General features: G+C 42.6%; 20 protein-coding genes. 13 read left to right on the top strand and 7 right to left on the bottom strand.

All coding sequences use genetic code 11. The features are described from left to right. The first annotated feature begins 23 nt into the window (after positions 1 to 23). Complete coding sequence (locus EXT47_RS10730) at positions 24 to 1,028, top strand: hypothetical protein (RefSeq protein WP_240701607.1); 1,005 nt, start codon at positions 24 to 26, stop codon at positions 1,026 to 1,028. Here the strand turns inward: EXT47_RS10730 and EXT47_RS10725 are convergent. Next, positions 991 to 1,365, bottom strand: coding sequence for a TraR/DksA C4-type zinc finger protein (locus EXT47_RS10725; RefSeq protein ID WP_010369006.1), 375 nt, complete (start codon positions 1,363 to 1,365; stop codon positions 991 to 993). The genes EXT47_RS10730 and EXT47_RS10725 overlap by 38 nt on opposite strands. 37 nt (positions 1,366 to 1,402) lie before the next feature. Then, a complete protein-coding gene (locus EXT47_RS10720; protein WP_039492462.1) occupies positions 1,403 to 2,389 on the bottom strand; it encodes a tRNA-dihydrouridine synthase in 987 nt (328 codons plus the stop codon). A gap of 261 nt (positions 2,390 to 2,650) precedes the next feature. Here EXT47_RS10720 and EXT47_RS10715 point away from each other — a divergent pair, with 261 nt between their 5' ends. The 6 genes from EXT47_RS10715 (at position 2,651) to EXT47_RS10685 (ending at position 8,734) form a co-directional block, all read left to right on the top strand. Continuing rightward, positions 2,651 to 3,139, top strand: coding sequence for a hypothetical protein (locus EXT47_RS10715; protein WP_130126576.1), 489 nt, complete (start codon positions 2,651 to 2,653; stop codon positions 3,137 to 3,139). Between the two features lie 155 nt (positions 3,140 to 3,294). Beyond that, a complete protein-coding gene (locus EXT47_RS10710) occupies positions 3,295 to 4,131 on the top strand; it encodes a DUF692 domain-containing protein (protein ID WP_130126575.1) in 837 nt (278 codons plus the stop codon). Between the two features lie 2 nt (positions 4,132 to 4,133). Continuing rightward, positions 4,134 to 4,883 carry a DUF2063 domain-containing protein gene (locus tag EXT47_RS10705; RefSeq protein ID WP_039492459.1) on the top strand — a complete coding sequence of 250 codons (750 nt, stop codon included), beginning with the start codon at positions 4,134 to 4,136 and terminating at the stop codon, positions 4,881 to 4,883. 594 nt (positions 4,884 to 5,477) lie between these two features. Continuing rightward, positions 5,478 to 6,023, top strand: a complete 546-nt coding sequence (apt, locus tag EXT47_RS10695; RefSeq protein WP_010368992.1) for an adenine phosphoribosyltransferase — start codon at positions 5,478 to 5,480, stop codon at positions 6,021 to 6,023. A 2-nt stretch (positions 6,024 to 6,025) separates the two neighbouring features. Then, positions 6,026 to 8,344: a DNA polymerase III subunit gamma/tau gene (gene dnaX, locus EXT47_RS10690; RefSeq protein WP_130126574.1), complete on the top strand. Its 2,319-nt coding sequence runs from the start codon at positions 6,026 to 6,028 to the stop codon at positions 8,342 to 8,344. 63 nt (positions 8,345 to 8,407) lie between these two features. After that, positions 8,408 to 8,734, top strand: coding sequence for a YbaB/EbfC family nucleoid-associated protein (locus tag EXT47_RS10685; protein ID WP_010368987.1), 327 nt, complete (start codon positions 8,408 to 8,410; stop codon positions 8,732 to 8,734). A gap of 125 nt (positions 8,735 to 8,859) precedes the next feature. On the opposite strand, the gene EXT47_RS10680 is transcribed toward EXT47_RS10685, so the two are convergent. Then, complete coding sequence (locus EXT47_RS10680) at positions 8,860 to 11,382, bottom strand: amidohydrolase family protein (RefSeq protein WP_069018794.1); 2,523 nt, start codon at positions 11,380 to 11,382, stop codon at positions 8,860 to 8,862. A 589-nt stretch (positions 11,383 to 11,971) separates the two neighbouring features. Between EXT47_RS10680 and EXT47_RS10675 the strand changes: the two genes are divergently transcribed. Continuing rightward, positions 11,972 to 12,658, top strand: coding sequence for a DUF3592 domain-containing protein (locus EXT47_RS10675; RefSeq protein WP_099031366.1), 687 nt, complete (start codon positions 11,972 to 11,974; stop codon positions 12,656 to 12,658). A gap of 125 nt (positions 12,659 to 12,783) precedes the next feature. Further along, positions 12,784 to 13,359 carry a rhomboid family intramembrane serine protease gene (locus tag EXT47_RS10670; protein WP_130126573.1) on the top strand — a complete coding sequence of 192 codons (576 nt, stop codon included), beginning with the start codon at positions 12,784 to 12,786 and terminating at the stop codon, positions 13,357 to 13,359. 47 nt (positions 13,360 to 13,406) lie between these two features. Here EXT47_RS10670 and EXT47_RS10665 read toward each other — a convergent pair whose 3' ends face one another. Further along, on the bottom strand, positions 13,407 to 15,482 hold the full coding sequence (locus EXT47_RS10665; RefSeq protein WP_130126572.1) for a M13 family metallopeptidase: 2,076 nt from the start codon (positions 15,480 to 15,482) through the stop codon (positions 13,407 to 13,409). 271 nt (positions 15,483 to 15,753) lie between these two features. Here EXT47_RS10665 and recR point away from each other — a divergent pair, with 271 nt between their 5' ends. Both recR and htpG read left to right on the top strand, forming a co-directional pair. Next, complete coding sequence (recR, locus tag EXT47_RS10660) at positions 15,754 to 16,359, top strand: recombination mediator RecR (RefSeq protein ID WP_130126571.1); 606 nt, start codon at positions 15,754 to 15,756, stop codon at positions 16,357 to 16,359. A gap of 160 nt (positions 16,360 to 16,519) precedes the next feature. Next, positions 16,520 to 18,433 carry a molecular chaperone HtpG gene (gene htpG / locus EXT47_RS10655; protein ID WP_017217996.1) on the top strand — a complete coding sequence of 638 codons (1,914 nt, stop codon included), beginning with the start codon at positions 16,520 to 16,522 and terminating at the stop codon, positions 18,431 to 18,433. 98 nt (positions 18,434 to 18,531) lie between these two features. Here htpG and tpx read toward each other — a convergent pair whose 3' ends face one another. Then, a complete protein-coding gene (gene tpx / locus EXT47_RS10650) occupies positions 18,532 to 19,113 on the bottom strand; it encodes a thiol peroxidase (RefSeq protein WP_045990169.1) in 582 nt (193 codons plus the stop codon). 201 nt (positions 19,114 to 19,314) lie between these two features. Here tpx and EXT47_RS10645 point away from each other — a divergent pair, with 201 nt between their 5' ends. Both EXT47_RS10645 and EXT47_RS10640 read left to right on the top strand, forming a co-directional pair. After that, positions 19,315 to 20,319, top strand: coding sequence for a response regulator (locus tag EXT47_RS10645; RefSeq protein ID WP_010375391.1), 1,005 nt, complete (start codon positions 19,315 to 19,317; stop codon positions 20,317 to 20,319). 2 nt (positions 20,320 to 20,321) lie between these two features. Next, a complete protein-coding gene (locus tag EXT47_RS10640; RefSeq protein ID WP_010375394.1) occupies positions 20,322 to 21,296 on the top strand; it encodes a diguanylate cyclase in 975 nt (324 codons plus the stop codon). A 149-nt stretch (positions 21,297 to 21,445) separates the two neighbouring features. Here the strand turns inward: EXT47_RS10640 and EXT47_RS10635 are convergent, their stop codons facing one another. Together EXT47_RS10635 and EXT47_RS10630 are read right to left on the bottom strand one after the other, a co-directional pair. Further along, the gene (locus tag EXT47_RS10635; RefSeq protein WP_039492454.1) at positions 21,446 to 21,931 is read right to left on the bottom strand and encodes a DUF2269 family protein; all 486 of its coding nucleotides are present in this window, start codon (positions 21,929 to 21,931) and stop codon (positions 21,446 to 21,448) included. Further along, positions 21,913 to 22,572 carry a hypothetical protein gene (locus tag EXT47_RS10630; RefSeq protein WP_039492453.1) on the bottom strand — a complete coding sequence of 220 codons (660 nt, stop codon included), beginning with the start codon at positions 22,570 to 22,572 and terminating at the stop codon, positions 21,913 to 21,915. The genes EXT47_RS10635 and EXT47_RS10630 overlap by 19 nt, the downstream gene beginning before the upstream one ends. Between the last annotated feature and the right edge of the window lie 99 nt (positions 22,573 to 22,671).

Genomic DNA, 22,671 nt, shown 5'->3' with positions numbered 1-22,671 from the left:
ATTTCAAGTTTTAATGTGAAATTATGAAAAAGCATTTATTGTTCAGCCTTACTTTGGTCGCATTTATATTCCTATCCGCTTGTAGTGAGCACAAGCCAGTCGTAAATTATCAGGAACTCAGAACTTCTTTAATTTCTCTTAGCAGTAGTTTAAGTCATTCATCTACGGATGATATTACTGTTTTACCGTTCACAGAGGGCTATTTACAGTTACGGCACGCCTTATTATCAAGTAGTTTGAATGAACCAGATGTTATGGCGCATAAGGAGCTTGATTACTTAAGAATTCAAGAGCGATATCCAGAGCGTTACTTACCTTGGCCTAGTCATATCCCTGTACTCAAAAACGTAGAAGGTAGAGTGAGTGCTGAGGAACTTGATCTGTGGCTCAAATTTGTAATGACAAAACTAAAAGAGGCCGATGAAAGTAATATTCGCCTAAATCGGTTTGAGCGGGACGCCATAATAAAGCAACTTGAAGATTCAAATATTGACGCACCATCACGTTCAACGCTACTGGCTTATTTAAATGATTATAAATCAAGGGCGATGCTTGGGCTGCATCAGTTACCTAATGGGAAAGAGTGGTACCAATCAAAGCTAAATTTTTACGGAGCTATTCAAGAGTCGCCTAATAAAGTTTTGGCAATGTTATCAAAAATTGATGAGAAAAAGAGTAAGTCAATTGTGCTCAATACAATGCCTAATACTCAACAGCCTTATATACTAGAGTTATTGCCAGCTAATTGCCAAAGAATTAGTGGGCTCAACTGGCGTGATGAATTTATTAATGTGCCTTCTACAGTAGCAAAGTGTACAAAGGCAATAGAGCAGCATAAAGCGCTAATCGTGACTTTAATGGCAGTAGATTTAGGAATTCATTATCAAGGGTGGTCACAAAAGCAAGCATTTGTTGCGCTCAACTCAAAACTAGCGCTGAATGAACAACAAGCACAACAATTGATTGCTAATATAGTCTATTTTCCGGCGACTATTTTTGCTGCATATCCCCATTTTTTAAAGCCTTAGTCTTACAACTGCGACAGCGTTGAGTTGCTGGATCTTGTTCTAGCAACTCAAGCTCTATTGTCTGCTCGCAATCACAGCAATAACCAAACTGACCGATCTCCATTTGGCATAATGCCGCTTCGACTTTCATCAACCTATCATAGAGCGGAAACTGCTCGGGATTTATTTTTTCCATTACAATATCAAGCCATTTATTGGGTGGGTTGAGCTCTAAGGTATTGGCAAGGTTATGAGTAAACTCATTAGGTGAAGCTTTTAGCTCTCCTAAAAAGTCGCTTCTAAGTGTAGCGAGTTCAGCTTGTAAGCTTTGCTCGTAGTTATGTGTGTTTTCATTCATGGGCGCTCTCCTATCCGACGCCCCATTATCATTTCAGTCAAACTTCACTGTTATGATTTGAATCAAGGTCTGGAGACATTGCGTATTTCTGCAACACCTTCATGACGTCATCTTTGCTTTTGAGCGTTTTGATTTCATCAAAAAGAACATGTGCGCCGCTATACTGACGTTTCAAATAACTTAACCACTGTTTTGTTCTAGCTGAAAAGTACTTTTCACTCATATTCTCATCCTGATGCATGGAAGAGTGGAGGATATGGTAGACCACGTTTTCCCATGTGAGAGGAGTGTAATGAGTTCCGTTAACATGCGCTTTGATTTTTGCTGCCAAATCGGGGGTGGCTAGGGCACCGCGACCAAGCATCAAATCCTGGCATTGGCTGCGTGTTTGGCAGAGTAGTGCATCTTCAACTTGCCAAATCTCACCGTTAGCAACGACAGGAATGGTTAACCTTGATAATAAAGGGGGGATCTTTTCCCAGTACGCTGGCGGTTTGTAACCATCTCGTTTGGTACGCGCATGTATCGCTAAACTCGACGCACCACCTTGCTGGACCGCATCGACAATTTCAGTGCTATTGGCATCATCGTCAAAGCCAAGGCGTATTTTGGCGCTTACTTGATGTTCTTCTGGTACCGCATCTCTAACCGCTTTGATGATTTGATAGATTTGCTCAGGCTCTTTCAGTAAAACCGCGCCGCCGCGGCTTTTATTCACGGTTTTCGCAGGACAACCAAAGTTCAAATCGACACCATGAGAGCCAAGCTTTATGGCCTTTCGTGCATTCGCTGCAAGCGCATGGGGAACCTGACCTAGAAGCTGTACTCGTACCGGTGTTCCGGCTCTGGTATAGCCACCATTTAATAGTTCAGGGCAGTATCTAGTGAATACTCTGCGTGGAAAGGTGAGATCAACAACGCGAATAAACTCAGTCACACAAAGATCAAAGCCGCCGAGATCTGTGAGCAATTCGCGCATTTTAAAATCAACTACACCTTCCATCGGCGCCAGAACAAGCTTCATGTGTTAACCTTCAGATACAACAAAAATAAAATGAGTCACTAATGGCTCATCGAAAAGCGCGACATTTTAGCTAATTGTTTGCTGCAAGTCATCAACAGCCCCTAGTTATCCACAAATAGCAAAAAGACAACAGATGAACTATAACTGGATGTAAACCACAACTTAGCGAATGCAACTAAAATTTTTAAACGTTTAGCGAAATAAATATTTAGACGTTTGGGTCTACTAATTGAATCTACTATTTCTGAGAGAGCAAACATTATGAATACCGTTAAAAAGAACTCTATTGCCCTTACTTTAAGCGCTGTTGTTGCGGGTACCGCGGGGTTAACCGCAACAGACGCAAGTGCTAATCCATTTAGTTTTGAAACAATGACCGCTGGTTATCAACTAGACGCTGGTGAAGGAAAATGTGGCGAAGGTAAATGTGGTGGCGACGCCAAAGGCAAAAAAGAAGGAAAATGCGGCGAAGGTAAATGTGGTGGCGACGCCAAAGGCAAAAAAGAAGGTAAGTGCGGCGAAGGTAAATGTGGTGGCGACGCCAAAGGCAAAAAAGAAGGCAAATGCGGCGAAGGTAAATGTGGTGGTGACGCCAAAGGCAAAAAAGAAGGTAAGTGCGGCGAAGGCAAATGTGGTGGTGACGCCAAAGGCAAAAAAGAAGGTAAGTGCGGCGAAGGTAAATGTGGTGGCGATGCCAAAGGCAAAAAAGAAGGTAAATGCGGCGAAGGCAAATGCGGTGGTAACCACTAAATAGGAATACCATTTTGTTCGACCCAATAGCGCAGCTAGTTATGTTAAGGTAAGCGGCGCTATTGGGTAATCCCAAAGTGAAGCCATGCATACAGTAAAGCCTCTGTGATGCCAGCTTCTGATTAGTTCAAAATAATGTCTAAAGTGAGAGAAATATGGCAGTGCAGTTAGGCAACTTAGGACTTGGTTTACGCCGTGAAATGGTCGATGACGTGCTCAATGCGCCGCCAAAGCAAGTAGACTTTTATGAGGTTGCACCAGAAAACTGGCTAAAATTTGGCGGTAAGCTTGCAAAGCAATTTCAAGCATTGACGCAACAACATACCTTTATCTGTCATGGTTTATCGTTATCGCTAGGTTCACCTGCACCGCTTGATCGCGAATTTTTATCCCAACTCAAAACATTTTTTAACCAGCATAATATCGCTACGTATAGTGAGCATCTGAGTTATTGTTCGGGAGAGGGTCATATGTACGATCTGATGCCAATCCCTTTTACTGAAGAAGCAATCTATCATACCGCTAAGCGGATCCGAGCCGTCCAAGAGCACCTAGAACGCCGGATTGCAGTAGAAAATGTCTCTTACTATGCCGCTCCTGGACAAGAAATGTCGGAGTTGGAATTTACCCTTGGGGTATTAGCCGAAGCCGATTGCTATTTGCTACTCGATGTTAACAACATCTATGTCAACGCTATTAACCATGGCTACGATGCTGAACAATTCTTAGCGGCTATGCCATCCGAGCGTATTGCATACGGTCATATCGCAGGCCATTATGTGGAAGCCGAAGACTTACTCGTTGATACGCACGGCGCTGAGGTATCTTCACCAGTATGGGACTTGTTAGAGAAAGCCTATGAGCTACATGGGGTATTTCCGACGTTACTAGAGCGTGATTTTAATATTCCTCCCATGGCAGAATTACTGGCAGAAGCGGGGCAAATTTCAGCAATACAGGCCAAATACGCCAAGCGCTTGGAGCAGGTATAGCTATGTCTTTTGTAGAAACTCAGCAGCAGTTTATGGCGCATATCAGAGATCCAGACAACCACCCAGCACCCGAAGGCATAGAAGCTCGGCGCTTAAGAATCTATCAAGAGCTGTTTTTTAATAATGTCGAAGGCTTCGTGAGCAGTGCGTTTCCTGTACTTAAAAGCTTGTATACCAATGAAGATTGGTTGACGTTAATTAGGCTATTTTTTGCTAAGCACGATTGTCATTCGCCATACTTTTTAGAGATTAGCAAAGAGTTCTTGCAGTTTTTACAAACAGAATACGAGCCCACTGAAGTTGATCCTGAGTTCTTGTTAGAGCTTGCTCATTATGAATGGCTAGAGCTAGATGTGGCAACGACCGTTGAGGCAGAGCATGAGCTTTCAATTGAGGTACAAGCGCTTGCAGATGTTGAAATTAGCTTGGCAAGTACAGCCAGAGTTTCACATTATCAATATCCAGTTCATCAGATCAGTGAAACCTTTCGGCCAACTAAAACAGCAGGGCAAACGTTTAGTTTTGCACTGTATAGAGACGAAGACGACGACGTTCAGTTTGTCGCACTAAATCCAATGACGGCCTTAATGTTGTCGGTGATTGAAGCCAATGATGGTATGCAACTCACTGACATTGTAAATGTTATCGCGCAGCAAGTGCCTCAGTTTACTGTTGAGCAACTACATCAAGGAGCTCAGCATACACTAGCTGAATTCGCGGATCTTGGCATTATCAAAACAAAAAACCTTTAAGCTATTGGCAACATCGACTATTATACGGCCTGTTTTTGTCGTGCTTAAACTCGGACTAGGGCGCTAGTCAATGCTTTCTGCAACTATGCAGTTGGCGCGAGTTGTAAAATTAAAGGTAGTATCTATGTCTAAAGGTGACTTTAAAGATCCGTTCAATGCAAAGTATTTTCTTGCATTTGTTGCTGTATTCGCTGGAATTGGCTGTTTAAACGCGATTCTAGGCTGGGCAACAGCGCTTGCTTAAGTCAAGCTGAGCGTATTTACCTAGAGGCTGCTTTTCGCAGCCTTTTTCGATTGAATACAGATATATACCAATTAGTCTTAATACTCGCTCAATTTGAAGGAGCAAATCTGACGCTAACTGCGTTAAAAATTTCTCATTTAGAACAACTAAATCGCAAAACTTTCGCCTTGTTATCGACAAGATTTTCTCGCCTCAAAATAGATCACTTAATTAAGCTAATTGGTATAAAATACTCGCTAAATTGTTCGCTTTTCCTCCATCCTGACACACAAAGTCACTCAGTCGGTTTCAACCGGATAGAAAATTGTTATAATCTCACTCTTTTGTAATAAACTTAAAGCAAAGCAATTATGACGACAGAGAATATGTCATTGATCAAAAATAGTATCGCGACGGTTCCTAATTACCCAAAACCTGGGATCATGTTCCGTGACGTGACTTCACTTCTAGCAAATCCTGCTGCGTTTAAGGCAACAATTGATGCGTTCGTTGCAGCTTATAAAGATGGCGGCTTCACTAAAATCATCGGTACTGAATCGCGTGGTTTTATCTTCGGTGCACCATTGGCGTATGAGTTAGGTATTCCTTTTATTCCAGTAAGAAAGCCGGGTAAATTACCGCGTGAGGTGATCAGCCAGTCTTACCAGCTTGAATATGGTGAAGATACGCTTGAATTACACTCAGATGCGATTGAAGCAGGTGATAAAGTGCTACTTGTTGATGATTTACTTGCAACAGGTGGTACTATTGAAGCAACAGCAAAACTGGTTAAGCGCTTAGGCGGTGAAGCTACTGATGCTGCGTTTGTTATTTCATTGCCTGAGCTTGGTGGTGAAAAGAAAATCAATGATCTTGGGATCAAAATCCTTTCACTTGTAGAGTTCGAAGGCGAATAAGCATGAGCTATCAGGTTCTGGCGCGAAAATGGCGTCCGCAAAACTTCCATGAATTAATGGGGCAAGAGCATGTTAAACAAGCTCTGGTCAACGCACTCAATGAAAAGCGTTTACACCATGCCTATTTATTCACAGGAACACGTGGTGTGGGCAAAACAACCATTGCTAGGATCTTTGCTAAAAGCCTTAACTGCGAACAAGGCGTTACTTCAACGCCTTGTGGTCAGTGTAGTGCCTGTACTGAGATTGAAACTGGTAAGTTTATCGATTTAATCGAAATTGATGCGGCTTCTCGTACAAAAGTTGAAGACACGCGAGAAATCTTAGACAACGTACAATATGCACCAACTCGTGGTCGCTACAAGGTTTATCTCATCGATGAAGTGCATATGCTGTCGAAGCACAGTTTTAATGCGCTCCTGAAAACCTTAGAAGAGCCGCCAGAGCATGTAAAATTTTTGCTCGCCACAACCGATCCACAAAAGTTGCCTGTGACTATTCTGTCCCGTTGTTTACAGTTCAATCTGAACGCAATGACACAAGGGCAAATAGTTGAACAGTTAGAGAAAATCCTGCCGCTAGAGCAAGTTGCCTTTGATCCAGTAGCGCTACAAACGTTAGCGAAGGCCGCTGATGGCAGTATGCGTGACGCACTCAGTTTGACTGATCAGGCTATTGCACAAACAAATGGCAATTTAACTGTGCCTGCAGTGCAATCTATGCTGGGACTGATGGATAGTGCGCATGCGGTCATTTTGCTGTCTGCAATTTTATGCCACGACGGTGAAGCCTTACTCAATGCGATTGAAAAAATAGCACTACAAAATGGTAATTTTGTTAGTGTGCTGGACGATTTAATTGCGTTATTGCATGTTATTCAGCTCACTCAACTCGTGCCTAGTGCTGCGCGATTATCAAATTTTGATAACAACGACATCAAGCTATTTGCCGAGCAATTAGCACCGCAACAGGGCCAGTTGTTGTATCAACTGCTGTTGAATGGCAAAAAAGACCTAAAGTGGGCACCCGAGCCTAAACTTGGGTTTGAGATGGTCATGCTGCGCTTAATGGCGTTTGAAAAAGAAAGTCATAGTGTAGTGCCTAGCGCTCCGGTGAGCCAGGAGACTTCTGAAAAGCAAAGCAAAGTAGGGGATTTACGAGCACTGTTAAAAAAGCCAACGGAAGATAACGCTACAGTAGCGGAATCACCTCAGGTACAGCCGACAGCAACACCTACATATGCACCAGAAGTAACGACACCAGCCGCGCAACAAACAACACAGTATGAGCCTGTGTCGCCAAAGCCTGCTGCGCAAAGCCAAGCACCAGTTGCCTCTGTGCCATCTGAGGCGGAGATGGCCAACCAATACGACAGCATTATGTCACAGGCGGTAGAGCAGGGGTTCCAAGAACAAGTTCCTGTACATCATCATGAAAGTGCTCCAGTTGATGATGCTGCATACGCGCAAATGGCATCACAAAACCAAGAGGATTGGTCTCGACCTGAGGTGCAAAATCAAAGCGCTTCAGAACCTGCTGCTACAGCAAGTGTTACCGAGCAGCAAAATCAAGCCCAGTCAGCAATAGCACGAATTTTAAAAAATCGTAATATCTCTGGGGCGGGTCGATTGGTGGGAGCCAATGGTGAGGTAAAAAAGTCTGAGGCGCCTAGTGCGCCAAAGCAAGCGCCAGCTACGACAGTAACCACACCTGAGTATCAGCCTGAACCGCAACGCGCACAGCCAGCAACACCTCGCTTGGCACCAAAAAAGCAAAAGAAAGAAGCGTTTCAAGAGCGCCATAAACCTATTACGGAAAATTTAGCGCCAGAATTGCTAGAGCAGTTATCGCCGGTAAAACAAGATGATAACGAACAAAGTATTCAAGTGGAGATCCCTGCACCGGAAAACTTTGTTAGTCCAATCAGTGACATTAAGTTTGCTCACCAAAGCGACGATTGGGCAAACATGATTGAAAAGATGCAATTAGGTGGTCGAATTCGCCAGTATGCATTACACAGCGTGATAACGCAGCAAGGCGCGCAGGTACAATTGCAAGTAGACGCGAGTCAACAGCACTTAGACTCCGCAGTGCTGAGAGAGAAACTAACAGAAAGCCTAAGCGCTTTATTCGAACAGCCAATAACGCTTGAGATTAACTATATCGACACGGTAAATAACACGCCGTTTTTGGTACAGCAACAATTAGATGAGCATAGGCTTGTCCAAGCTAAAGCGGCGATGCGTGACGATCCACTCGTCAGTGCGTTTGTTCAAGAATTTGACGCAATGCTTGACGAAAATAGCGTTCAGGCATTGTAATTAAGGGCGTTAGCCCTTATCTTTTATCACAGTAAACCAAATTGAAGTATAAGAGAGCAGAATATGTTTAAAGGCGGAATGGGCAACATCATGAAGCAGGCGCAGCAAATGCAAGAGCGCATGGAAAAAGCCCAAGAAGAGATCAAGAGCCTAGAAGTAACAGGTGAAGCAGGCGCAGGTTTAGTTAAAGTAACTATGCTTGGTAGCCACAACGTACGTCGCGTAGAAATCGACGAAAGCCTAATGGAAGACGACAAAGACATGATCGAAGACCTACTAGCCGCTGCGGTAAACGATGCAGTTCGTCGCGTAGGTGAAGAAACGCAAAAGCGTATGTCAGAAGTCACCGGCGGCATGCAAATGCCTCCAGGCTTCAAAATGCCGTTCTAATTTAGAATCCCATAAAAATAGCGCCTGAAGGCGCTATTTTTTTGTTTGAAATTTACAGATATCAATCTTTGAATAGGGTCAGTGAGGCCGACCCTATTGATTACTGAATTGCAGCGTAAAGCCCTTTAGTTCAATGTGCTGCTATTGCGACATTTAGAAGCTAAGGTTTTAGGCGTGTAGTCTGTAAGGTTTTTAGCTTTGCCTAAATCTTCGAGATCGACCCATGTCACCTCGTCACCATTTATAAATGCACATTCCACATTGATGGAGTGGATGCTCTCAGGCGTGGTTTGAAAATCCATTAAGTTTTTATCTAAAACTATCAAGTCAGCTATTTTGCCAACTTCAATTGAACCTAGCTTATGGGAGAGGTTATGTTGCATTGCAGGAACAATAGTGACGGCCTTTATGGCGTCTTGTATTGATAAGTTACTTTTTCCATCTGTATTTGTACCTAAATACTTTCCTCTGGATGCTAAGAATGGATATTCCCAAGTGTGGCGAGTCATGGCTTGTTCAATAAACCATAGTGGGAATAACGGGCTGATACTCAAATCGCTATGTAACGAGAAGGGGATCCCTGCGGCGAGCTCTTCTTCCATAGGGTCGATCCTATTGCCTCGTAGATCTCCTAATTCATTTCTCATTGATGCTCCCCAGTAGGCCACATGGGCGATTAAATGACTGGGTGTCAAATTCGGAAACGTTTCGCGAGCTTTGAGGTATTTATAAATTGTTTTATTTTCTTTTGTACTTTGATCTATATCATTCACTGTGGAATGAATAATTGTGTGAGCTAGATCAGTAAACGTCTGAGCGACCTGTTTCTCTTTACATGTTGAAGTGTGACGTTTTGCATCACCTGCCATTTGAGTTAGCGCATTAAGTGAATCTGATATAGCTTGATCACCATTTGCGTGAAGATTAAAGTACCAAGGCTGATGTACGCTGTTGTCACAGGTGGGTAAAAATCTAGAGAGATTTTGGACAATTTCGTTTTTGGTATAATCAACATGACCCTTGCCAAACGTGTTACAAAGTCCTGCTTTAGAGTAATTAGTACTTAAATTTGCGCTACAGCCTTGGGTAGAGCCATCTGAGAGTAGCTTAATGCCTTGCGCTGAGTACATACCGTTAAAAGCTTTACTTTCAAAAGGAATATAATCACATTCACTGGGGTTTTTAGGATCATACACACATTGAGTGCGAGCGGCTGTTGCGTCGTCTTGATAGTTGCGCCAATCGTACACAGAGCGAACTCTTGCGGCTGGTTGCAGTTGCTCCATGAGAACTAGATTGATGAAATCGTCTTTCATTTCTGTTGTTGAACCACCGTCTACTAACATGGTTACCCCCTGTTGCGATGAAGTATTGAGCAAGTACTTCATTTTCATCAAAACCTCTTCATTTTCATCTTTATCATATTTAGCTAGCTCCGGTTGCGCTGTATCGAGCGGGCAGCTGGTTGCAGGGGGCGTATTTGGTGCATGGTGTACTAGTGCTGAAATGTCTTTGCTACTAGTGCCTTTTGCTCTTAAAATGGTATTAATAAACAGCATATACGCACTTGGTTCTTTGATGAGGCCAGAGTACTGCCACTTTTTCGAGTCAATCTCTTTGTACTTAGCATTATTCACTATATCTAAGTCGCCATCGCTGAAGCATAAGGTTTTCACGATAAACTGACTGGTTTTTACGTCTTGTTCTGTACCTTCACAAGTCAATGTGTAATCCTCGACGGGGAGTTTAAAGTCAGGGTTCTCTTTTTCAAACTCATCGACTTTTGCTTGAGAAATCATGTCTATCTGTGCTTTTTTGACCACTGTATTGCACAAGCCCACTTGCTCAAATGCAGACATATTGGCGTACGCTAAATGCCCTGATTGGTCAGTCATAAATATAGCTTTGTTACTTTGTGCCGTTTTTAATTTTTGGTTGTCAATTTCGTCAATAGCTTTCATTGGGTATGCAAAAAATTCTCGATTTTCGTTTATACGCTGATCGAAAGGCCTCTTGGCATACTCTTCTTGGACCATTCGTGACGGATCAAGCCCATTTCCAATGTACCATCCAACTTTATTAACATGGTCAATTACAAATGGCGGACTTGTTGTTACTTTTGCTATTGCTTCATCTAGGTATATAAAGCAGTGCCCCTGTCCATCTTTCGCACTTGAAGCCTTCTTATTCGGATAGTAAATCCAGCCGTAATCTTTAGAGAGCTTTTCTTGATATTTGTCTGGCAGACAAGGCATTAAATTTTTTACTCCACTCATTTGCGCCGTTGATTGTAAATGGGCATGAGGTTCTATGAATCCTGGCATTAAGGTTCTGCCATTTAAATTGAAGTAAGATATCTTGGTTTTTGGAGCATGGTTTCTAATTGTTGCTAGCTTCTCCTTTGCGTCGTCGACTGAACCGACGAATGTAATCACACCGTTTTCGACCAACACCGCGGGATTTTCATCTGCTCCTAAAGAGAAGGGTTTTTTGCTAGCAACAGTGATAATATTGCCACCGAAAAAAAGACTGACCTTAGCGCTAACATCTTCGTCTTTTGGTTTATCATCGCTGTTATTTGTTGAACTCGAGCACGCCGAAATCAATAAGGCAGCTGCGAAACATGGGATTATATTACGCTTTTTCATAAAGTTTCCTTTGAAAATTATCTAGATAACGCTATTAAGTAGCTACAAGTTCTGGCTAGCACTCTCATACAGTCAGAAATTAAATGTAATTTTATAGTTAATTTTTCAGGGTGGTAATTACACTAAGTTACGCGCCATTACAGCAATGTTGAGTAGCTACATTTAGACCGCAAAAGTAAGCCCTTAACTATGTGACAGGTGTTAAGCAGGCTCCCTTTAACCTAAATGTTTTGGGTTATCTTGAGACCGCATAATTTTACTAGCGAGCTGCATAACATGGCGGGATCAGTTACAGATATCGAAGTGAAGTTCACGAGTATGATTGAACTGAGCATCAAGAAAGTTGAAATAGATGATGAAAAACGGTCTAATAGGCCATAAAGGATACGATGTTAGGTCAGGGAATGAGCGCCGCTGTGACGATATAGCTTGTAAATCAACGCAAGTGAAGTCGCTCGCCTTAACTTTCTCTCGCCGCTTAAATAACATCTACATTCTAGGTCGAACTAGTTTAGTCTGATCCAACAATGCGTTATGCATACTACGCATATATAATTTATAAAATCATTCCAGCAAAAAGGAGTTGCTCGTGATAGTTAAATACATTTTCACTCTGATTGGGTCCGCACTGTTAATCGGATCGCTTTTTATGTACAACAGTACCCAAGACTTTCTGGACCGTGCAATCATTACCGAAGGCACAGTGGTAGACCTTATTCGTTCCCAGTCTGAAGACTCGGATACCTATGCTCCTTTCGTTAAATTCCGCACCAAAAATGGCGAAATAGCGGAGTTTGTGTCCTCTACTGGGGGCGGTCCTAACAGATATTCAATAGGAGAGGTTGTAAGCGTCGTTTATCTAGAAGATTCAATCGAAAAAGCTGAAATTAACGATACTTTCTCGCTTTGGGGCGGAGTTATGATCCTAGCTGGAATAGGCTCTGTATTTTTCCTTATTGGACTTTCAATTATCTTATTTGGCGCGTCAAAAAATAAGAAAGTGAAGTATCTAAAGGAAAAAGGGACACCAGTGGTGGCTAAGTTTCAGAGTGTTGAAGTTAACCGTAGAATAGAGTTTAACGGCAAAAACCCTTACCAAATTTGTGCACAATGGAGAAACCCATCAACATCGCAATTGCATATTTTTAATAGTGATAATATATGGTTTGATCCAACCAATCACATAGACCGAGAAGAGATAACGGTGTTAATTGAAGAAGGAAACCCGAGCAAATACCATGTGGATATTTCATTTCTCCCAAAGGTCGCGTCTTAATCTTATGAAAGCGGGCGGTTCGTAACTACAACACTAAGTATGTAAAGTTCACGTGGGCTGAGTTTGCAAATCTATTCGAAATAGCGCTTAATAAGGCGCTATTTTTGTCTGTATACGGAAGTAAGATGAGTAAACGTGCACTGGTTTTTCCGCCCAATTTTAAGTTGGTTTTGTACGCGATGGCGGTGATGTGTCTCGTACAGGTGATGGGGGGGATTTTTGGCTTACCCGTCTACCATTTTGGGATTGTACCGCATAATGTACATCATTTGAGTGGTGTGTTAACCGCGCCTTTTGTACATGGTAGCTGGGGACATTTTCTGAGTAATTTGCTCGGCTTAAGTATTAGTGGCTATTTGGCAGCCCGATTACCGAGGTTTAAGCGAGCAACTTTTTTTATTGTGGTTGCTACAGGACTGTTGGTGTGGCTGTTTGCTGGACATGCAAATCACATTGGTGCATCAGGCATTGTAATGGGTTACTTTGGCTTACTGCTGGGTGCTGCGCTATTCAATCGCGATGTGCTTGGCATTGTTAGTTTTGTAGCTCTGCTAGTTTTGACTTACTATGCCAATATTAGCTTTTTAGCGACATTATTTGATTTTTCGGCGCAGACGAGTAGTTCAAGCCATATTTTTGGCTTTTTAAGCGGATTATGCGGCGCTTACTTAACCAAGCAAAAGCGTATTGCTCGGCGTTAAAGCACAACCTACCAGTGACGGCAGGTTATGCTTTGGGATTTAAGTTATTACCAAATACGCACGCGATCTTCTGGTGCAAGGTAAAGTTTGTCACCCGGTTTTACGTCAAACGCTTTGTACCATGCATCATGGTTGCGAGGCGCAAGCGCTCTAAATTGCCCCGGTGCATGTGTACCTGCGCGTAGCTGGTTTAGCATGCTTTGCTCAGTACGCTTTTCTTTCCACACTTGTGCCCAAGCAAGGAAGAAACGTTGGTCGCCAGTCAAGCCATCAATCACCGGTGCTTCTTTGCCGTTTAGGCTCAGTTTATATGCATGGTAAGCCATTGCAAGGCCGCCCACGTCACCGATGTTTTCGCCAAGGCTGTTGCGACCGTTTACGAAGTTACCTTCAATAGGCTCATATTTGTTGTATTGCGCCGCGAGCTTGTCTGCCTTTTCTTCGAAAGCAGCGCGGTCGGCATCGGTCCACCAGTTACGTTGAATCCCGTTGGCATCTGATTTAGAGCCTTGGTCGTCAAAGCCGTGGCCCATTTCGTGGCCTATCACTGCGCCAATACCGCCGTAGTTTACTGCAGGATCTGCATTAGGGTCGAAGAATGGCGGTTGTAAAATTGCCGCAGGGAAAACGATTTCATTAAACGAGCTGTTGTAATAGGCGTTTACGCGTTGTGGTGTCATACCCCAGCGGTTACGGTCGGTTTTTTCAAGCTCTTTGGCGATGCTGTCGTTGCGGAAAAACTCACGTAGATTTTTCACATTCGTCATTAAGTTATCGCGGGTTAAGGTTAACCCATCAAATGATTGCCATTTATCAGGGTAGCCAATCTTAGGCGTAAATGCGGCAAGTTTTGCCTGAGCATTTACTTTCGTTTCTTCACCCATCCAGTCTAAGCTTTCAATCCTTTCACCAAGCGCGGTGCGTAGGTTTTCAACCAATTCTGACATTTGTTTTTTAGAAGACTCAGGGAAATAACGGGCAACGTAAACTTTACCAATTGCAAATCCAAGCGAAGTAGTGCCAGACATTTCGCTGATTGCACGTTTCCAACGAGCACGAGGCTCTTGCTGACCACTTAAATGTTTGCCATAAAATTCAAAGTTAGTATTGAAGATATCTTCAGACAACAGCGACGCATTGCCGCTAATTGCGTGATAAGTTAAGTAGTCTTTCCAAACGGCCAAGTCTTCAGAGTTGATAAGCGCAATCATCGCTTTGATCGGCTCTGGCTGAGACATATTTAGCTGAGGCACTTTATAGCCCGTTTCAGCAAAATATAAATCCCAATTAAAGCCTGGGTACTGTGTTGCTAGCTCGTCACGTTTGACTTGATTTAATGTCAGGTCGCGATTTCTGCGCTTTTCACGTGGCCAGTGGCCTTCAGCAATTTTAGTTTCAAGTGCAAGAATGGCTTCTGCGCGCTCAGTCGGCTTGTCTTTACCCGCAAATTTAAGCATATCGGCAATATGTGCAACGTATGCTTCGCGAGTTTTAGCAAAACGCTCAGCTTGTTCTAAATAGTAAGAGCGATCTGGTAGTCCAAGTCCACCAGCACCCATCGACATTTCGTATTTATTTGGGTCTAGGCGGTTAAACCACATCCCGCCGCCGATCGGCGCATTGACGCCAGTTAACCAAGATTGTCCAAACGCTTTGGTGAGGCCGTCAGTGTTGTTAATGGCGTCAATGTCAGCAAGTAGTGGTTGAATAGGTTTAATACCAAGCTTATTTAGGGTTTCAACATCCATATAAGCATTGTAAAAATCAGCAATTAGCTGCTCTTCGGCGTTTAGGTTTTTGCCGTTAGCAATTTCTTCGATAATGGTTTTTACTTGTTCTTCACTGCGTTCAGCAAGCGCTGAGAATGCACCAAAACGTGTTTTGTCTGCTGGCATTTCGTAGTTTTTGTACCAAGTGCCGCTGGCGTACATAAAGAAATCATCGCCAGGTTTTACACTTTCATCGCGTGCACTGAGGTCAACACCAAAACTACCAAGTTCTGCCTTACCTGTAGCTACTGCCGCATTTTCTGCTTGTTTGGTTTCACTTGTTGTGACTTGTGGCTCAGAGCAAGCCGTCAGCATGATAGCTGTAAGCGCACTTGCTATTATCGTTTTTTTCATTATGTAGTCTCTATTTGGTTCGAGAAGTAGGCCCGACAGTTGTATTATTGTACTTACTATCGGGAATGGGACCATTGTCGAGTGAATACGCTTTTGCTGCAAGCATTTGAGTCGAATTGTTGGGAAATTCGCGATGAATGTATTTTCAAACTGTAAAATAAGTAGAAGGGTATGAAATAGGATCAAGCTTTAAATCAACAACAATATCCCTTATCATTTCGGCATTGTTATCAGTGTTTTTTGCACTGCATGGGCCACAAGAAACGAATTTATGCAATTATCACCAAGTTTAACGGCACTTATTGAAGCGCTGCGTTGTTTACCTGGCATTGGACCTAAGTCTGCGCAGCGTATTGCCTTTCATTTATTAGAGCGAGACAGAGAGGGCGGCAGCCAGCTGGGACAAAGCCTGACGCATGCGATGCAAGCCATTGGTCATTGTTCAAGCTGCCGAACATTTAGTGAGGTTGAAGTGTGTGATATTTGCCAAAGTATCAAGCGCCAAGACACAGGGCTACTTTGTGTGGTTGAATCACCAACGGACGTTTTGGCGATAGAGCAAACGGGCCAATTTAATGGCTTGTATTTTGTGCTGATGGGGCATTTATCGCCTCTGGATGGAATTGGCCCTAATGAAATCGGCCTTGATGTTCTTGAGCGCAAGCTAAGTGCTGGTAATATTAACGAAGTTATCTTAGCGACAAACCCAACGGTAGAAGGCGAGGCAACGGCACACTATATTTCTGAGTTATGTCATAAATATCAAGTTGAAGCGTCGCGTATTGCTCACGGTATGCCTGTTGGCGGTGAGCTTGACCTGGTAGACGGTATGACGTTAATGCATGCGTTTAGCGGGCGCAAGAAGCTCCAATCTTAACGCTTCTTACTTAAAGCCCTGTTTTTGGAGTAATTGAATCTAAAAAACAGGGCGATTTGTTAAAAATTTTGTTCAGTCTCTTGAAAGTTTTTTCTCTTCCCCCATATACCTAGCATATTGATAAAGAACACTGCATTAATTGCTTATATTGGAGAGAACAATGTCCGCAGCTCAAAAAGAAACATTAGGCTTTCAAACAGAAGTCAAACAATTATTAAACCTAATGATCCACTCTTTGTACTCAAACAAAGAGATCTTTTTACGCGAATTAGTATCTAACGCTTCAGACGCGGCTGACAAACTACGTTATTTAGCTTTGCAAAATGGTGACCTTTACGAAGGTGACGCGGAGCTACGTGTTCGCTTAAGCGTAAACAAAGATGCAAAAACCATCACCATTTCTGACAATGGTATTGGTATGACGCGTGACGAAGTGATCAGCTCATTAGGTACCATCGCAAAATCTGGTACAGCTGATTTCTTTAAAAACCTAACTGGTGACCAAGCAAAAGATTCACAGCTGATTGGTCAGTTCGGTGTTGGTTTCTATTCTGCATTCATTGTTGCTGATAAAGTAACTGTTCGTACGCGTAAAGCGGGTGAGTCAGAAGCGGTTGAATGGGAATCGCAAGGTGAAGGCGACTTCACAATTGCTGAAATCGAAAAAGCAGAGCGTGGTACAGAGATCACACTGCATCTTCGTGAAGAAGAAAGTGAGTTCCTTGAAACTTATCGCCTTCGCGGTATTGTGACTAAATACTCAGATCACATTTCAATTCCTGTTGAACTTTATAAAGACCCAGTTCCTGAATCTGAAGGTCCAGATGGCGAGAAAATTGAAGCGCAACCTGGCGAGTGGGAAGCGATCAACAAAGCCACAGCACTTTGGACTCGCGATAAATCTGAGATCAGCGACGAAGAATATAAAGAGTTCTATAAGCATGTTGGTCATGATTGGGAAGAGCCACTCACTTGGGCACACAATAAAGTAGAAGGTAAAACTGAATACACCAGCCTACTTTATATCCCTAAAAAGGCACCTTTCGATTTATACAATCGTGAGCGTCAAGCTGGCCTTAAACTTTATGTACAACGCGTGTTCATCATGGATGACGCTGAGCAGTTTATGCCAAGCTACCTGCGCTTTGTTAAAGGCTTACTAGATTCTAACGATTTACCGCTTAACGTATCTCGTGAGATCCTACAAGACAACAAGATCACTCAAGCTATTCGTAAAGGCTGTACATCTCGTGTTCTTAAAATGCTTGAGCGCATGGGCAAAAACAAACCAGAAGATTACCAAGCATTCTGGAATGAATTTGGTAATGTGATCAAAGAAGGTCCTGCTGAAGATTTCGCAAACAAAGATGCTATTGCAAAACTATTGCGTTTTAGCTCTACACATACTGACGAGAAAACGCAAAATGTATCGCTTGAGCAGTACATTGAGCGCATGAAAGAAGGCCAAGATAAGATTTACTATGTTGTGGCTGATAGCTTTGAAGCAGCAAAGAGCTCTCCGCATCTTGAAATCTTCCGTAAGAAAGGTATTGAAGTTCTGTTACTGTCAGATCGCGTTGATGAGTGGATGATGAGTCATCTCACTGAATTCAACGAGAAGCCACTTCAGTCAATCACGCGTGGCGATCTTGACTTGGGTGATATGGATGACGAAGAAACGAAGAAAGCACACGAAGAAAGTGAGAAGGAAGTTGAAGGTCTAGTTGAGCGTGTGAAAACAGCACTTGGCGATAAAGTGAAAGAAGTACGCTTTACGCACCGCTTAACAGATTCTCCAGCGTGTGTGGTTGCAGATGATCATGATATGAGCTCGCAAATGCAAAAGCTAATGGAGCAGGTGGGTCAAGCCGTGCCTGAGTCTAAGCCGGTATTTGAACTTAACCCAGAGCACCAATTGGTTAAGCATTTGAATAACGAACAAGACGAAGACAAGTTTGGACAATGGGCAGAAGTACTACTAGACCAAGCAATGCTTGCAGAGCGTGGTAGCCTGAAAGATCCAGCGGGCTTTGTAAGCCGTCTTAACAAGCTAATGCTAGATCTACAAAAGTAAAATTAATTAAGTAATAAATTAGTATAACGAATTGAAAAAGCCGGTCATTGTTAAGTGACCGGCTTTTTTGTGTTTATTGATGAGAGTATATAGTGAGGCTATAGACTCTTCAGTGCGCCAACGACTTCTTTGTAGTCAGGCTCTTTTGCTAAATTTTCTACCAGCTGTTTGTAAACAATCTTGTGTTCCTTATCTAACACAAAAATCGCGCGACTGAGCAGACCCATATCTTTAATCAACAAACCATAATTTTCACCAAAAGAATGCCATACGGCATCTGATAATGTTTTAACCTTGTCGATATTTTCTGCTTTGCAAAAGCGCTTTTGCGCAAACGGCAAGTCCGCACTAATCGTCAACATGGCAACATCTGGAAATTGGCTTGCTACTTTCTCATTAAAATGTTTTGTTTGTAGGCTACAAGTACCAGTGTCTAGGCTCGGTACGACACTAATTAAAATTGCACGACTTTCAAAGTCTTTCAGGGTAACAGGGCTGAAGTCAGCATCGGCAACCTTAAAATCCGGTGCAGCCTGACCTTGCTTTACACCATTACCAAGCAATACCACCGCTTTACCTTGCGCTTTTACCTTGCCCATATCTACCGAGTTTTCAGGTAAATCATAAGCCAATGATATCGCACTAAACAGACCACTCGCTAAAACTAACGCTTTCAGCATAAAGTATTCCTTTTGAAGTTAACTTAATTGATTTGAGTGTATTATACTGACAGTAACTAACCAAGCTTAAGTGACATTTAGATTGTCAAGATGGCGTCATTTTATTAACATATGTCGCAATTTTAAGCTTTAATCTCATAATTATAACTAAAACTTCCCGACATCGTGCCGATACGCATGGGAAACAGAAAGAGAGCTTGTATGTCAACACTAGTCCTAATTTGTGACGATTCAAAACTTGCCCGTCGGCAGCTGGCGCGTTCATTGCCAGACGACTGGGATATTAAAGTAGAATTTGCAGAGAATGGACTCGACTGTATTAAACAAATAAAAGCACTTTCTCCAGAGATTCTATTCCTTGATCTAAATATGCCGCAGATGGATGGCTACGAAGTACTGCAAGCCATCAGCGAGCAAGATTTATCCGTGCTTACTGTCGTTGTTTCCGGCGACATTCAACCTAATGCGCACCAACGAGTGATAGAACTCGGCGCTATTGATTTTATCCGTAAGCCCTGTGACGCTGCTAAACTTGCTGAAATTATTGAGCATCATGGAATAAAAGACAAAGCAATCAGAGAAAGCTTGGTTCATAAACTTGGTGAGCAGCTAGACCCTGAGATCCGCGATATCTATCAAGAGCTTACCAACGTTGCTATGGGGCAAGCTGGGGATTTGTTGGCGCGATTGCTAAACGTATTCGTCGAATTACCTATTCCAAACGTTAATGTACTCGAAGTTAATGAGCTGCACATGGCACTGCAAGCCATTGATGCTAGCGCAACTACGTCGGGCGTTTGCCAAGGCTTTATTGGTGGTGGTGTTTCCGGTGAAGCGCTGCTACTGCTTAATGATTCCAGTTTCAAAGAGATAGCGTCATTGATGAATTATCATGGCGATCTTAATACCAAAGTTGAGCTTGAACTGTTAATGGATATTAGCAATATCTTGATTGGTGCAATTTTAACTGGGCTATCTAAGCAACTCGATATGTCGTTTAGCCAAGGTCATCCAGTGGTGCTTGGTCAACATTGTGATGTGGCTGAACTTGTGAAAGCCAACAAGGCGAGATGGCAACGAACGCTCGCCATTGAGATTAGCTATGGCATAGAGCACCACAACATCAACTGTGATCTTATGCTGTTATTCACAGAAGACTCACTTAAAACATTAAAATACAAAGTAGCCTACTTATTGGATGATTAACTATGCCTGCAGCCGATTTTGATATGAATGAAATCCATTGGTTAATGGATATGTTTAACACCGTAGATGTTGGCTTGGTGGTGCTCGATCGCGACTACAAGGTGTGTATATGGAATGGTTTTATGGAAAATCATTCAGGCTTATTACCCAGTGCAGTCAAAGATAAAGACATTTTTGATTTGTTCCCAAGTATTGATGAGCAATGGTTTAGATCAAAAGCTGAACCGGTGTTCGTGCTAAAAAATCGGTCGTTTACCATTTGGGAGCAGCAGCCTTATATTTTTCGATTCAAAAATTATCGACCTATCACAGGCAAAGCGGATTATATGTATCAGAATGCAACTTTCATCCCGTTGACCACAGTGACGGGGGATGTAGGGCATATTTGTGTGATCATATACGATGTAACCGACGAAGCAATCAATAAATTAGAGCTTGAGTCGTTGAATAAACAATTAGAAAAAATCAGCCGTACAGACAGTTTAACCCAGCTGCATAATCGCGGCTTTTGGGAAGAAAGCCTAAAGCAAGAGTTTAAGCGCTTGAAACGTAATCAGGGCCAAAGTGCACTTCTTATGTTTGATATTGACCACTTTAAGCGAATTAATGATGAATACGGTCATAGTGGTGGAGATGAGGCTATACGCCATATCTCAGACTTACTACGCAAAACACTGCGAGAAACTGATACTGCAGGCCGCTACGGCGGTGAAGAGTTTGCGGTGACTTTGCTCGACACAGACGTAAAAGGTGCAATTACTTTCGCCGAAAGACTGCGCTCGTTAATAGAAAACTCATCGATTTACTACGATGAGCAACAAATCAAGATTACGGTTAGTCTTGGTGTTGCCGTGTACGAAGAGTCTTTTGAAAAACATGAGCAATGGATTGAAGCGGCAGACAGCGCTTTGTATGTTTCTAAAGAGGGCGGAAGAAATCGGGTAACTGTATACTCTGAAGACATGGCCAGCGAGTAAATTTATCTTTATATAGTGGCTTTAGTGCGGCGCGGTTCTATTCATATTGCCACTTTATAATTTTTACCCCACTAACTTTTTAGTATCAGTGTGGAATGAACCGCGGTCTGTTAGACAAATCAGCCGTATTGTTCGGTTATTTCTGCGAATTAAAGTGATGAAAGTGGCGTCTTACTTACCGCTAAATACATCACAATAACAACTGAAACCGGTATGGTTAAGAGTGCAAGTTTAGTAAAAGGGCCGTGATAGAGCGCTAACCAACGCCGTTGCTGAGCGCTTGCAATGCCCAAGTGGACACTTTTAGATGCCTTTGCTGCTAACCAGTTTCCCAAGAAAATATCGACAACTTCTAATGGGATAATCACGAGACCGACCACCAGTAGCTTTTGCTGGAGCCATGGAGATGTAAACCATCCAGCTAAAAAAGCCATAGAAAAGCCTGTTAATAAGAGAACTATAAATGCCACATGTTCCAGTGTGACCATGAGAAAGAATACATGACCCACCTTCGCGGTCACCGGTCCTATATTTTCATTTTCTATTGCTTTTAACACAAACCAAGCACCAAGAGCTGGGCCGAGCCAAAAAATCAAGGCGCCTATGTGCACTAATTTTAAGATTGCGTATTCCATCTAGGCCTCAAAACTTGATGTGCAAAGATAATCATCCAAAGTGTACTAAGAGTCATGCTTGATGCAGTAAATATCTCAGCAGCTTTAAGTTGACCAGCAGCGATAGATACAGACAGCAATAAACCTAAAATCCAAGCGGTGATCCCCCACACTGACACCCATGTTTTAAATATACCTTGCTTAATGGCTAGACAGGTTAACGTAAGCCCTCCTAAATTATAAAGGCCATTACCTAAGTAACCGGTTAGATGGGTTGCAATATGCTCAAACAGTAAAAATACAGATTCTCCCATGGCTAAATGAACTACTTTTGGTAAAACAAAGGCATAAATCACTTCAGCAATTAAATCTGGGGCCACACCCAATGCGACTAATAGCAGGCCAACATGCTTTCTAAAGTCTGCTTTGAGCTCATCTGCTAAAATAACACTAAATACTAACAGACCTAGTGCAGAGAACATCCAAGCTATCCAAGACCACTGCCACAATACTAAGTTTTTGGCAATAAACTCCATACGCATTATTACCGTGTTATCAAGAGGCAAGCCTGGACGCATCGGTCCATTCATTAAAAGACATGCAGCAGTAATTATTGCGGCAATCAGATAAACAACAACAAATTTGGTTTTGTATTGATCCATTGGTTTTACGTCTGGATTGGAGTCCCATGGTTCATCTTAAATCTATACCCAAAATTGGTAAAGTCTTAGTCTGAATAGACATTATTTACTTGGTGAAAA

The sequence above is a fragment of the Pseudoalteromonas sp. CO342X genome, assembly GCF_004208915.1.
In the GTDB taxonomy this organism is placed as follows: Bacteria; Pseudomonadota; Gammaproteobacteria; order Enterobacterales; family Alteromonadaceae; genus Pseudoalteromonas; species Pseudoalteromonas maricaloris.
Note: the sequence above shows the minus strand (reverse complement) of the source record. Positions and strands in the feature narration are given on the sequence as shown.